Origin of the sequence: Macrococcus lamae (assembly GCF_004359545.1) — a bacterium.
In the GTDB taxonomy this organism is placed as follows: Bacteria; Bacillota; Bacilli; order Staphylococcales; family Staphylococcaceae; genus Macrococcus; species Macrococcus lamae.
The window spans coordinates 56,374-70,163 of the sequence record NZ_SCWB01000007.1; the positions used below are offsets into that span (position 1 = coordinate 56,374).

Annotated in this window: 12 protein-coding genes; 5 read left to right on the forward strand and 7 right to left on the reverse strand. The window is 43.4% G+C overall.

The genetic code is table 11. From position 1 onward, the window contains the following. Nucleotides 1-36 precede the first annotated feature (36 nt). Complete coding sequence (locus ERX29_RS05250; protein WP_424960625.1) at nt 37-636, forward strand: deoxynucleoside kinase; 600 nt, start codon at nt 37-39, stop codon at nt 634-636. Next, entirely contained in the window at nt 629-1,285 is a 657-nt protein-coding gene (locus ERX29_RS05255) for a deoxynucleoside kinase (protein WP_133443650.1), read from the forward strand. The genes ERX29_RS05250 and ERX29_RS05255 overlap by 8 nt, the downstream gene beginning before the upstream one ends. A gap of 53 nt (nt 1,286-1,338) precedes the next feature. On the opposite strand, the gene ERX29_RS05260 is transcribed toward ERX29_RS05255, so the two are convergent. From ERX29_RS05260 to ERX29_RS05280, 5 genes are all read right to left on the reverse strand, one after another. After that, entirely contained in the window at nt 1,339-2,034 is a 696-nt protein-coding gene (locus ERX29_RS05260; RefSeq protein WP_133443651.1) for an HAD family hydrolase, read from the reverse strand. Nucleotides 2,035-2,118: 84 nt separating this feature from the next. Then, nucleotides 2,119-3,153 (reverse strand): PTS sugar transporter subunit IIC, encoded by a 1,035-nt coding sequence (locus ERX29_RS05265; RefSeq protein WP_243719984.1) that lies wholly within the window; start codon nt 3,151-3,153, stop codon nt 2,119-2,121. Between the two features lie 18 nt (nt 3,154-3,171). Then, the gene (locus ERX29_RS05270; protein ID WP_133443653.1) at nt 3,172-4,239 is read right to left on the reverse strand and encodes a branched-chain amino acid aminotransferase; all 1,068 of its coding nucleotides are present in this window, start codon (nt 4,237-4,239) and stop codon (nt 3,172-3,174) included. Between the two features lie 145 nt (nt 4,240-4,384). Beyond that, entirely contained in the window at nt 4,385-5,329 is a 945-nt protein-coding gene (locus ERX29_RS05275; protein WP_133443654.1) for an L-threonine 3-dehydrogenase, read from the reverse strand. A gap of 132 nt (nt 5,330-5,461) precedes the next feature. Then, nucleotides 5,462-6,652 carry a glycine C-acetyltransferase gene (locus ERX29_RS05280; protein ID WP_133443655.1) on the reverse strand — a complete coding sequence of 397 codons (1,191 nt, stop codon included), beginning with the start codon at nt 6,650-6,652 and terminating at the stop codon, nt 5,462-5,464. A 109-nt stretch (nt 6,653-6,761) separates the two neighbouring features. Between ERX29_RS05280 and ERX29_RS05285 the strand changes: the two genes are divergently transcribed. The 3 genes from ERX29_RS05285 to ERX29_RS05295 are packed head-to-tail and all read left to right on the forward strand — an operon-like array spanning nt 6,762 to nt 10,271. Then, nucleotides 6,762-7,934 (forward strand): amidohydrolase, encoded by a 1,173-nt coding sequence (locus tag ERX29_RS05285; protein ID WP_133443656.1) that lies wholly within the window; start codon nt 6,762-6,764, stop codon nt 7,932-7,934. Then, nucleotides 7,924-9,099 (forward strand): amidohydrolase, encoded by a 1,176-nt coding sequence (locus ERX29_RS05290; RefSeq protein ID WP_133443657.1) that lies wholly within the window; start codon nt 7,924-7,926, stop codon nt 9,097-9,099. The genes ERX29_RS05285 and ERX29_RS05290 overlap by 11 nt, the downstream gene beginning before the upstream one ends. After that, nucleotides 9,096-10,271 (forward strand): amidohydrolase, encoded by a 1,176-nt coding sequence (locus tag ERX29_RS05295; RefSeq protein ID WP_133443658.1) that lies wholly within the window; start codon nt 9,096-9,098, stop codon nt 10,269-10,271. Before ERX29_RS05290 ends, ERX29_RS05295 begins: the two co-directional genes overlap by 4 nt. Before the next feature lie 75 nt (nt 10,272-10,346). On the opposite strand, the gene tuf is transcribed toward ERX29_RS05295, so the two are convergent. Together tuf and fusA are read right to left on the reverse strand one after the other, a co-directional pair. Next, nucleotides 10,347-11,534, reverse strand: a complete 1,188-nt coding sequence (tuf, locus tag ERX29_RS05300) for an elongation factor Tu (RefSeq protein WP_133443659.1) — start codon at nt 11,532-11,534, stop codon at nt 10,347-10,349. Between the two features lie 127 nt (nt 11,535-11,661). After that, nucleotides 11,662-13,743 carry an elongation factor G gene (gene fusA, locus ERX29_RS05305; RefSeq protein ID WP_133443660.1) on the reverse strand — a complete coding sequence of 694 codons (2,082 nt, stop codon included), beginning with the start codon at nt 13,741-13,743 and terminating at the stop codon, nt 11,662-11,664. Nucleotides 13,744-13,790 lie beyond the last annotated feature (47 nt).

Consider the following 13,790-nt stretch of genomic DNA (forward strand, 5'->3'; position numbering starts at 1 on the left):
AATAACATATACATTTTATCACTACGGGAGAAAATCATGACAGTATATATTGCAATTGAAGGACCGATCGGTGTCGGCAAGAGTTCTCTCGCAAGAAAACTTGCTGACACTTTAAATATGGATACATTGTACGAAATTGTCGAAGAAAACCCTTTTCTGAGCGATTTTTATGATGATATCGATAAATGGAGTTTTCAGACAGAGATGTTTTTCCTATGCAACCGTTATAAGCAGATCAGTGACCTAGGTGATAAGAACATCGTCAGCGACTACCATATTATGAAAAATAAGATCTTCGCGCGTAATACATTGAATGACAAGGAATATGGTATGTTTGAAAAAATCTATGATGTCATGACATCTGAACTGCGTCAGCCGGATATTACCTTGTTTTTGACAGCAGATTTGCCAGTGCTAAAAAGACGCATTGCTATGCGGAACCGTGAATTTGAGGCATCAATCACAGATGATTACCTGTTGACATTGACAGATGATTATAACCGCATATGTGAACAGATGGCGGATGATAACAGCTTGTGCATCGACACGACCCACCTTGATTTCGTCCATAACGAAGCAGATTATATCCATATACTAAACCAAATAAACACAGTGATCGGAGAACAACATGTATAAAATACCAAACGATGCAGTCATCACCATTGCAGGAACCGTCGGAGTCGGCAAATCGTCACTGACAAAAGCTTTAGCAGAAAAACTAAGCTTCAGAACATCTTTTGAAAAAGTAGACAACAACCCGTATCTCGAAAAATTTTATAATGATTTTGACCGCTGGAGTTTCCATCTGCAGATCTATTTCCTTGCTGAACGTTTCAAGGAACAGAAACGCATGTTCGAATATGGCGGCGGCTTTATCCAGGACCGCTCTATTTACGAGGACGTTGATATTTTTGCGAAAATGCATGAAGAAGGCGGTACAATGTCTCCGGAAGATTTTGAGACATATCGACAGCTCTATGAAGCGATGGTTATGACGCCCTATTTCCCGAAACCAGACTGCCTGATTTATCTGGAGTGCGACTACGAAGCTGTGCTGCGGAGAATTACGGAGCGCGGACGTCAGATGGAGATTGAAACAGACGAACTATACTGGCGGGCATTATTTGAACGCTATGAAAAATGGATAGACGGCTTCAATGCCTGCCCCGTAATCAGAATTCATATCGATGAGTACGATGTATTTGAGAACATCGACACATTAGACCCAGTGATTGAGAAAATCGGTCGTGTCATCGAAGAACATAGAAAATCTCAGCAAAGATAATAAAAGTGGCGCGTAAACTGGATTTACGCGCCACTTCTTTTGATTACTCTTAATTACTCAAGTATCTCGTTGTCGATTAAATCTGCGACGCTGTCCAGCACGATATCAGCATCTCTTAAATCTTGTCTATCTCCAGAACCACTTAACACGCCGACCGTTTTATAGACGCTGCTGTTCCTGCCGAGCATGATATCCATCTCTGTATCACCGACCATGAGGGTTTCCTCACGCGTGACTTCAAGTTTCTCAAGTATCTCATCCATCAGACCTTTCTGTGGTTTCTGATGAACAGAGTTATCACTTGTGACAATCAAATCGAAATAATCACGCAGCTCATATTTATCAACAAACAGATCCATCGATAATGTATCATCCGCTGAAACGATGGCAAGCTTGTATCCACGTTCTTTCAACTGCTTTAGTGTTTCCGGTACGCCTGTAATGATTTCAATATCATCAACTTCATTATCTGTTGATAAATGCTCCATCTCACCGAGTGTCCAGTCAGCCATTTTATCACCGTTCGGCAGTACGCGCAATCGGTTAACAATGCTTTTAGCAGTGTTTGATTTCATCACCATATCAAGCTTATCATCGACCATTCCAAATGCATCTTTAATTTCTGACTTCGGGACATGGACATTCGATCTCGATGAAAATTCATTGATCAAGTCGTCCGCCAGCTTAACAATAACGCTGCCGAGCTCCATTAATGTGCCGTCTTTATCAAATACAATCAACTTTACCATGACTCCACCTCTTCTGTTTGAATACCACTATTGTACTGAGTCATTGATAAAAAAGAAAATAATACTATAAAATTTCCCGGGACATTAATTGACTTCCAGTGCAAGGTCCCCTGTTTTCACAAGTTTTGCTCTTCTTACGATAAGGAAATGTACAGCGAGTGTCACTAGCAGTGGTACAACCATTCCAGAGATGATATAGTTCAGGAACACGCCGCCGCCTTGTTCCGTCATAATCTGTATCGGTGCAATTAAGCCGCACAGTCCAAGACCTGCAATAGCAAAAGGAACGCCGAGGTTAAAGATAAGCACTGCAACTGGTCCGGCAACAGCGGCACCGACAAGCGGCGCTATTAATATATTTGGGTTTCTGACGATATTCGGGAACTGGACTTTCGGCGTACAGATAAACTGAGCGAGGAAGCCTCCTAAATCATTTTCCCGAAGACTAATAGCTGTGAAACCAACAAACTGTGCTGTAATACCAACAAGGGCTGCTGCGCTTGCATGAGGATCAAGCTGTAATGCGACTGCAAGTGCTGCGCTGGAAGCTGGTGTCATCACTAGAATCGCGAAGACCACTGCAATAACAACTGACGCGAGTAATGGATGTCCATCAACGGAAGATGTGATGGCTTTTGAGATGGCTACAAGTGCAGGAGCAATCACTTTTGATAAATAATAACCGGCTATTCCACCTGACAGTACAGCTGCGAGCGGGACTGCCATTAAGTCAAGGAATGTTCTTCCTGTGACTTTCTTACCTGCATAGGTCGCAATAATAGCGGCAAGTATTGCAGCGATCGGTTCTCCGGTCTTCAAAGTAAAGATTTCACCGGCAGACTCAACTGCGCTTGCACCGATAGTTGCTGCAATTATTGCAGAAACAACCGTCAGACCGTTAGCCCCTAAACTATGTGCAATAGCTCCACCAAGCGCGGGTGCCATCAGTAAAGTGGCTACTGTTCCGATAGTTACTAAAATGTCCAGTCCCACTAGTCCGCCAATTGATTTCAGCAGCAAACCAATTCCTAAAGAAACCAAGATGGCTGCTGAAATACCTGCTGCTCCTTTTTCCATTCTAGTAAATAAATATTCACGAGTTATCATTTTTTCTACCATAGGCATTACTCCTTTAAATTAAAGTTTTACACACCAGTCAAAGGGATCTTCTTCAGTTCCGTTCTGAATCGCAGTAAAATGATTGTACAAGTCGAGCGTAATCGGTCCCACTTTACTATCATTCACTTCAATCTCCTGGTCTCTGTACTTAATCGATCCAACAGGAGCGATGACTGCAGCAGTTCCCGAACCGAAAATTTCCTGTAATGTTCCTGAGGCTGATGCTTCAAACACGTCATCAATTGAAATACGACGTTCTTCAACGGTATATCCGAGATGCTGAGCTAACTCGATAATGGATTTCCGGGTAATACCCGGCAGGATACTGCCATTTAGTTCCGGTGTGACGACTGTACCGTCAATCACAAAGAAAATATTCATGCTGCCGACTTCTTCGACGTAACGCTGCTCTACTCCGTCAAGCCACAGCACCTGGTCGTAGCCCAGTTCTGTTGCCCGTGTCTGCGCCATCAAGCTTGCTGCATAATTGCCGGCAGCTTTCGCAAAACCAACGCCGCCACGGACCGCACGGACATATTCATCTTCCACATAAATCTTCGTCGCTGCCAAGTGATCACTGCCGTAATAAGCACCAACCGGAGATAGAATAATCATTAATTTGTAATGCGTTGCTGCACGTACCCCCAAATAGGCTTCAGTCGCTATGATGAACGGTCGGATATAGAGAGATTGCCCTTCACCTGTTGGAATCCATTCTTTTTCCAGTTTTACGAGCTGAGTAAGCGCATCTACCATAAAATCAACATCTACTTCCGGCATGTTTAACCGGGCGTTTGATTTGTTCATTCGTTTAAAGTTTTCATCTGGTCTGAACAGTCGGACGTTATCTCCAGTACGGTATGCTTTCATTCCTTCAAATACTGCTTGACCATAATGGAGTACCTGAGCAGCAGGTGACAACTCAATGTTCTGATAAGGTAATATGACTGCATCATGCCAGCCGAGTTCCGGGTCATAATCCATCGAAAACATATAATCAGTGAATAATGTACCGAAACCGAGTGTCGCAGGATCAGGTTTTTCCTGTAGTTGTTTTCTTTCAATTACTTTTAGTTGATGAGTCATATTCACACGTCCTTTAAAGGTTTAATGTATGTTAGTATAACATAATGAAAATGTGATGCAATAAATTGTTAGAAAATTTCAATTATTATATGCGCTATTTGATTTGAAAGACAAAAAAATAGACCACCGCGGTGGTCTATTATAATTATTTAGCTTTGATCGCTTCAAGCATAGTTTCTGTCATCGTATCAAGATCGAATTTCGGACTGAAGCCCCACTGTTCCTTCGCCTCTGTTGCATCGATGGAGTTCGGCCAGCTGTCGGCAATGGCTTGACGGACTGGATCAACGTCATAGCCAAGTTCAAAGTCAGGCATGAACTTCCGGATGCTCGCAGCGACTGCTTCCGGGTCAACACTCATCGCTGTGACGTTGAACGCATTACGTGTCAATAATTTATCAGCATCTGCTTCCATCAGCTGGATAATACAGTCAATCGCATCATCCATATACATCATATCCATGAATGTTCCTTTATCGATGTAGCTGTCATAACGGCCTTCGCGCACTGCTTTGAAGTAAATTTCAACCGCGTAGTCAGTCGTACCGCCGCCAGGTTCCTTGACATGTGAGATAAGACCAGGGAAACGGACTGAACGTGTATCGACTCCGAAACTGTGATAGTAATAGTCACATAATAATTCACCTGCGACTTTGTTGACACCGTACATTGTCGTCGGTCGTTGAATCGTCAGCTGTGGTGTGTTGTCTTTTGGTGTTGTCGGACCGAACGCACCGATTGAGCTTGGCGTAAAAAACTGCATCTTGTGTTTACGTGCAACTTCCAGTGCATTTAATAAACCACCCATGTTTAAATTCCAGGCAAATACAGGGTTTTTCTCTGCTGTCGCACTTAAAAGAGCAGCCATATGCATCATCGTATCAGGTTTGAATGTGTCAGCAATAGCTTCCATTCTCTCAGCATCCATCACGTTCAGCTCTTCAAATGGTCCTTGCAGGATGATGCTATCTTCTTCCGGACGACGTAAATCTGTTGCCAGTACATTGTCTGTTCCATAGATTTCGCGCAATTTCATTGTCAGCTCTGTGCCAATTTGGCCTAAAGCACCCGTTATCATAATTCTCTTCATACTTCATACTCCTTATAATGACATCTGTCTTCTGACAGTGTACATAATCATTGTTTTCACTATTATTTTAACGCTTTCATCAGCATTTGTACATCGTAAGAAAACACCGCCTCTAATATGCGGTGTTCATGATTACTTGATGATATTCAGTTCACGACCGACTTTAGCGTAAGCAGCAAGTGCTTCGTCGAGCATTTCTGTCGTATGCGCTGCTGTCGGCATATTTCTGACTCGTCCAGTTCCTTTTGGTACTGTCGGGAAGACGATTGATTTAGCGTAGACGCCCTCTTCCATCAGACGTTTAGAGAATTCCTGAGTTGTCTTCTCGTCACCGATAATACATGGTGTGATCGGTGTTTCTGAATGTCCAATATCAAAGCCAAGCTCTTTGAGACCTTTTTTCAAGTAGTCACCGTTCTCCCAGAGCTTATCGTGAAGTTCTGTTGATTCCATCAAGATATCAATGGCTTCAGTGATTGCTGCTGAATCTCCAGGTGTGAGTGATGTGGAGAATAAGAATGGACGTCCTGCTACTTTGAGCCAGTCGATGAGTTCCTGAGTACCTGCTACATAACCACCGACAACACCGATCGCTTTAGACAATGTGCCCATCTGGAAGTCAATTTTATCTTGCAGGCCGAAGTGTTTAACAGTTCCAGCACCTTTCCCCATGACGCCTGAGCCATGTGCATCATCGACATAGGTGATAAGGTTGAATTCTTCAGCAATTTTAGCGATTTCAGGTAATAACGCAACATCGCCGTCCATCGAGAAGACGCCGTCAGTGATATACATAATTTTTTTGTACTGTCCTGATTCTACTGCTTCTTGCGCTTTAGCGCGTAAATCTTCCATATCTGAGTGTTTCACGCGGATAATCTTCGCTTTAGACAAGCGGCAGCCATCAATGATTGATGCATGATTCAATTCGTCAGACAGAATCGCGTCTTCTTTGTTCATGACTGCGCTGATCGCTCCCATATTACAGTTGAAGCCTGATTGAAACGCAATAGCCGCTTCAGTTCCTTTAAATTCTGCGATCTTCTTTTCAAGTGCCATATGGACATCGAGCGTTCCGTTGATCGTACGAACAGCGCCCGCACCGACACCGTGAGAATCAATGGTCTCTTTCGCTGCTTTTTTCAGACGATCATTAGTCGCAAGTCCTAAATAGTTGTTAGAAGATAAGTTGATCAGTTCTTTGCCATCAATTTTGATTTTAGGACCGTTAGCACCCTGAACAACGTTGATTTCATTATATAGACCATTTTCCTTCAGTTCATTTAAATTAGCTGTTAAAAAATCATTCAATACTTTAGACATAATCAGGCTCCTTCTCCCTTTTTCTCTATCATAACATAAAAATCATCCTATTTAATTATACTGAAATGTCTGATAAAATCGAAGAATAAGTCGTATCAGGAGGGATTCAATGAATATTTCACAGCTCGCTTCAGCAGAACAGTCGTCACTTGTAGAACGCAGAAGATACTTACATATGCATCCTGAATTATCGTTCCACGAAACAGAGACATATCAATATATTCTCAGCCATTTAAAGTCACTACGTCACGTCCAAGTGCGTGAGGAGGTTGGAGGCAAAGGAATCGTCGCTAAAATTTCAGGCGGTACGGGCCCGACTATCGCTTTTCGAGCAGATTTTGATGCTTTGCCGATTCAGGATGAGAAAGAGGTGCCTTACAAGTCGACTGTCCCCGGTGTGATGCACGCCTGTGGTCACGACGGTCATACGTCAACGCTGCTCAGCCTCGCAACCATTCTCTCTCAGCACCATGATGAACTAGCCGGCAGTGTCGTGCTGCTCTTTCAATTCGCTGAAGAAATTGCTCCAGGAGGTGCCGCGCCAATGATCAGTGACGGGGCGCTTGAAGGCGTTGATGCAGTCTACGGCAATCATTTCTGGAGCCAGTTTGAGACGCATACCATCCACTCCGCCAAAGGTCCATTGATGGCAAGTCCTGATATGTTCGATGTCACAATTTACGGTCGTGGAGGTCACGGTGCAAAGCCTCACATGACGATTGATGCAGTGGTTGTTATGGCAGAGTTTATTATGAACATCCAGACGATTATTGCACGAAATGTCAATCCGATTGATGCCGGTGTCCTGACAATCGGTAAAGTAGAAGCCGGCAATACATTTAATGTCATCAGCGATCGTGCAACCTGCTCAGGAACAGTCCGTACATTTGAACCAGAAGTACAGAAACTTATCAGCACCGCACTTGAAAACGAACTCAAAGGTCTCGCAGTGTCTAAAGGTATCACCTATGACTTGAACTATGTGAAAGGCTATCCTGCAGTCATCAATCCTGAAGAGGGCTATGAAGTCATCAAACGTGCAGCTGCGCGTGCAGGTCTCGACTTTGCAGATGCACCGCCGATGATGATCGGTGAAGACTTCTCTTATTATTTACTCCAGAAACCGGGTGCTTTCTTCCTGACTGGTTCAGGTAATAAGGATAAGCAGACGACAGCTCCTCATCATCATCCAATGTTTGATTTGGACGAAGATGCAATGACTACAACACTTACGATGTTTCTCGCAATACTAGAAGAGGAAGGTGTCATCAATGCTCAGTAACTTAGCAGATTCGCTATACGAAGAACTGATTGACATCAGACGTCACCTCCATATGCATCCGGAACTGAGCTTTCAAGAAGAGAAGACACCTCAGTATATCGCCGACTATTTAACAGCGCTCGGCATTGAAGTAGAAACAGGTGTCGGTGGACGTGGAGTTGTCGGTCGTATGATTAAAGATCCCGATTTACCAACCCTTGCTATCCGTGCTGACTTTGATGCACTGCCGATTCAGGACGAAAAAGAAGTGCCTTATCAATCCACTGTTCCAGGTGTGATGCACGCCTGCGGACACGATGCACATACCGCTGTGCTGCTGATCACCGCTAAAATCCTAAGCGAACACCGCGAACAGTTGAACGGGAACGTCGTCTTCATTCATCAGCATGCCGAAGAAGTGGATCCAGGCGGCGCCATCCAGATGGTCGCAGATAACTGCTTACGAGGTGTCGATGCGATTATCGGTCAGCACGTCTCAAGCAGCATCCCAGTGGGTACAGTCGGTTACCGGTACGGCACTGTGACAGGAATTCCTGACGATTTCTGGATCACACTGCAAGGTAAAGGCGGTCATGCGGCACATCCAGATACAACACTAGACCCCGTTGCCGCTGGTATCCGTTTATGCAACGATCTTCAGTATATCGTTTCAAGAAAGACCAATCCGACGACTCCTGCCGTCTTGTCCATTACTATGTTCCAGGCAGGCGATCAGACAAACGTCATTCCCGATACTGCGAAAATCGGTGGCACCATCCGCACATTCGATACAGCAACCCAGCAGCATATGATTGACGAACTGAAGAAATGTCTGGACGGTCTTGTGACGACGACAGGTGTCACTTATGACTTGAAATATTTAAAAGGTTATCCGCCAGTAGTGAACACAAAAAATGAAACAGATTTAATTATCAGTGCTGCTGAAAAAATTGATAGTGTGGAATCATTAGTTGAGATTGAGCCGGCACTTGGCGGAGAAGATTTCTCCTATTACTTAGAACGTGTTCCTGGTGCTTTCTTCTATACAGGAACTAAGAATGAACATCTTAAAGCTGATTTTCCTCATCATCATCCGAAGTTCGATATTGATGAAAAAGGGATGCTGAATGCAGTGAAAATCTTTCTGCAGGCGACAGAAGATTTCTTTGAAGGAGGAGTACGATGAGCTGGTTAAATGAAGTCGAACAATACAAAGAAGAATTGATTCAGATCAGACGATTTCTGCATGAACATCCGGAATTATCATTTCAGGAGGAACAGACAAAGAACTATATCGCAGATTATTTAGAAGCACTCGATATACCTGTGAAACGCGATGTCGGAGGCAATGGTGTTCTCGGCTTTATCAACGGTGGGAAACCCGGACCGACTGTCGGTCTACGTGCAGACTTCGATGCACTGCCGATTCAGGACGAGAAGGATGTTCTTTACAAATCCAAAGTCCCTGGCGTCATGCATGCGTGTGGTCATGATGGTCACACAGCGATGCTTTTGATTACAGCTAAAATATTAAAGCAGCACGAAGAAGAACTGGCAGGAAACGTTGTACTCATTCATCAGCATGCTGAAGAAGTACTGCCGGGCGGTGCGAAGTCAATGATAGAAGCAGGTGCACTTGACGGAGTGGACTACGTCTTCGGAACACATACAGCGAGCTATATTCCAGTTGGAACCATTGGTTTTTGTCCGGGTCCCGCCTATGCCAATGCCGATGCATTTAAGATTCATATACAGGGAAAAGGCGGTCACGGGGCTGCACCTCACGAAACACGAGACGCCATTATTGCGGCGAGCAGCCTGATTACTCAGTTTCAGACCATCATCTCCCGGTCAACGAATCCGATGGACACAGCAGTTGTGACAGTCGGAGAATTTAAGTCCGGAACCGCATTCAATGTTATCGCAGACACGGCTTACTTATCTGGCACAATCAGAACATACCTGCCGGAAGTGAAAGCGATGATCAAAGAACGTATGAACGATTTGATTAGATCAGTTGAAATCGGCTATCATGTCTCAATCACGCTCGACTATACAGATGGCTATCCGGCGCTTTTCAACCCTGAACGTGAAACAAATTGGGCAAAGTCATTAGCAGAAGACATCGATGGTACAGAAGTCATTATTCAGCCGGCTTCACTCGGTGGAGAAGATTTCAGCTATTATCTACAGGAAAAGCCAGGCACTTATTTCTATACAGGCGTCAAGAACGAATCCATCGGTGCTCACTATTCTCACCATCATCCGAAGTTCGATCTGGATGAAGATGGCCTTATACATGGCGTAGAAATGTTTTTGAAGATTGTCCAGAATATCACTACACTGACAACTGACTGAATAAGTTATAAAAATATATAACAAAAAAACCTATGAGGCGTCCCTCATAGGTTTTTAAAATTCATTTAGTATGAATTATTTTTCGATTACAGATACAACACCTGATCCAACTGTACGTCCACCTTCACGGATAGAGAAACGAGTACCGTCTTCGATCGCGATTGGTGAGATTAATTCAACGTCCATTTCGATGTTATCGCCAGGCATTACCATTTCAGTACCTTCTGGTAAGTTAACTACGCCAGTTACGTCAGTTGTACGGAAGTAGAACTGTGGACGGTAGTTAGTGAAGAATGGAGTGTGACGTCCACCCTCTTCTTTTGATAATACGTAAACTTCAGCTTTGAATTTAGTATGTGGAGTGATAGTTCCTGGTTTAGCTAATACTTGACCACGTTGTACGTCTTCACGAGCAACCCCACGAAGTAACGCACCGATGTTGTCACCAGCTTCAGCGTAATCCAATAATTTACGGAACATTTCAACACCAGTTACAGTTGTTTTAGATGGTTCTTCAGTTAAACCAATGATTTCAACTTCTTCACCGACTTTAACTTGTCCACGCTCAACACGTCCTGTAGCTACTGTACCACGACCAGTGATTGAGAATACGTCCTCAACTGGCATCATGAATGGTTTTTCAGAATCACGTTCTGGAGTTGGGATGTACTCATCAACTGCGTTCATCAGTTCCATGATTTTATCTTCATATTCTTCAACGCCTTCTAATGCTTTTAAAGCAGATCCAGCGATTACAGGTACATCGTCGCCTGGGAAGTCATATTCAGATAATAAGTCACGAACTTCCATTTCTACTAATTCTAATAATTCTTCATCGTCAACCATGTCAACTTTGTTTAAGAATACTACTAATGCTGGAACACCAACGTTACGTGATAACAGGATGTGCTCACGAGTTTGTGGCATTGGGCCGTCAGCAGCAGATACTACTAAGATACCGCCGTCCATTTGAGCAGCACCAGTGATCATGTTTTTAACATAGTCAGCGTGTCCTGGGCAGTCTACGTGTGCGTAGTGACGTGCTTCAGTTTCGTACTCGATGTGTGAAGTATTGATCGTGATACCACGTTCTTTTTCTTCAGGAGCGTTATCGATTTGATCGTATGAACGCGCTTCCCCACCTAATTTTTTTGCTAATACAGTTGCGATAGCAGCTGTTAAAGTTGTTTTACCATGGTCAACGTGACCAATTGTGCCGATATTGGCATGAGTTTTCGAGCGGTCGAATTTTTCTTTAGCCATTTTGAAATCTCTCCTTAGAATATAAGTATATTAGATCTCATGAGAGATTCTCACCCTCATGAGGTAAAGCTATAACTCTGTTATAAAGCATTTCATTGGAAAAATCAATTAGAGTTGATTAAAGGAATTATTGTCCTTTATTTTTCTTGATGATTTCTTCAGAAATTGATTTTGGTACTTCTTCGTAATGATCGAATACCATTGAGTAAGTTCCGCGACCTTGTGTGTTAGAACGTAAGTTTGTTGCGTAACCGAACATTTCTGCAAGAGGAACGAATGCACGAACAACTTGAGCGTTACCACGAGCTTCCATACCTTCTACACGTCCACGACGGCTTGTTACGTCACCCATAATATCTCCCATGTATTCTTCAGGCATTACGATTTCTACCTTCATCATAGGTTCAAGGATGATTGGATCACATTTTTTAGCAGCTTCTTTAAGTGCAAGTGATGCTGCTACTTTAAAGGCCATCTCAGATGAATCGACATCATGATAAGAACCGTCGACTAAACGAGCTTTAACATCGATTAATGGATAGCCGGCAAGAACACCGTTTTCCATTGAGTCTTTAAGACCTGCTTCTACAGAAGGAATATATTCACGAGGAACTACCCCACCGACGATAGCGTTTTCGAATTCAAAACCGCCACCTACTTCGTTAGGTTCGAACTCAATGTGAACATCACCGTACTGACCACGACCACCTGATTGACGAGAGAATTTACCTTGAACGCGCGCAGCTGATTTGAACGTTTCACGGTAAGATACCATTGGCGCCCCAACTGTACATTCAACTTTAAATTCACGTTTCATACGGTCAACTAAAATGTCTAAGTGAAGCTCACCCATACCACCGATGATAACTTGTCCTGTTTCAGGATCAGTATGCGCATGGAATGTTGGATCTTCTTCTTGTAATTTTACAAGAGCGTTAGTCATTTTGTCTTGGTCAGCTTTAGACTTAGGTTCAACTGACAAGTGGATAACTGGCTCTGGGAATTCCATAGATTCAAGGATTACTTGAGTCTTTTCATCACAAAGTGTATCACCAGTCGTTGTATCTTTAAGACCTACTGCTGCTGCGATATCTCCAGAGTAAACTGAAGAGATCTCTTCACGAGAGTTAGCGTGCATCTGCAGGATACGTCCTACACGTTCACGTTTACCTTTCGTTGCGTTCTGTACGTATGAACCTGAGTTCAGAGTACCTGAGTAAACGCGGAAGAATGTTAATTTACCAACGAACGGATCAGTCATAACTTTAAATGCAAGTGCTGCAAATGGTTCTGAATCATCCGGTTTAGCTACGATTTCTTCTTCTTCATCATCTGCAGAATGTCCGACGATTGGTTTAACATCAAGTGGTGATGGTAAGTAATCAATTGCTGCATCAAGCATTAATTGAACACCTTTATTTTTGAAAGCAGTACCTGCTAACACTGGGAAGAATTCAACGTCACAAGTTGCTTGACGGATAGCCGCTTTCAGTTCAGCAGCACTGATTTCTTCACCACCAAGGTATTTTTCCATTAACTCTTCGTTAAAGTCTGCAACTGCTTCGATTAAAGCTTCACGCTTTGCTTCAGCATCTGCCAGGAATTCTTCAGGAACTTCAGTTACTTCAATGTCAGTACCTAAGTCATTTGTATACGTGTGAAGTTTCATTTCAACTAAATCAATGATTGCATTGAAGTCATCTTCAGCACCGATAGGCATTTGAATTGGGTGAGCATTAGCTTGTAATCTGTCGTGAAGTGTTCCAACAGAGTAATCGAAGTCTGCACCTGTTTTATCCATCTTGTTGATGAATACAATACGAGGTACGCCGTATGTTGTCGCCTGACGCCATACAGTTTCAGTCTGTGGTTCTACACCTGATTGAGCATCAAGTACAGTAACAGCACCATCAAGTACACGAAGTGAACGTTCAACTTCAACAGTGAAGTCTACGTGTCCTGGTGTATCGATGATGTTGATACGGTGACCATTCCACTGAGCTGTTGTTGCAGCTGAAGTGATCGTGATCCCACGTTCTTGCTCTTGCTCCATCCAGTCCATCTGTGAAGCACCTTCGTGCGTTTCACCGATCTTATGGATACGGCCAGTATAATAAAGAATACGTTCAGTAGTCGTCGTTTTACCAGCATCGATGTGAGCCATGATACCGATATTACGAGTGTTCTTCAAAGAGAATTCTCTTGTCATGGGTATTCTTTCTCCTTCCAGGAATTGTGTTTATATTTAGAAAGAGA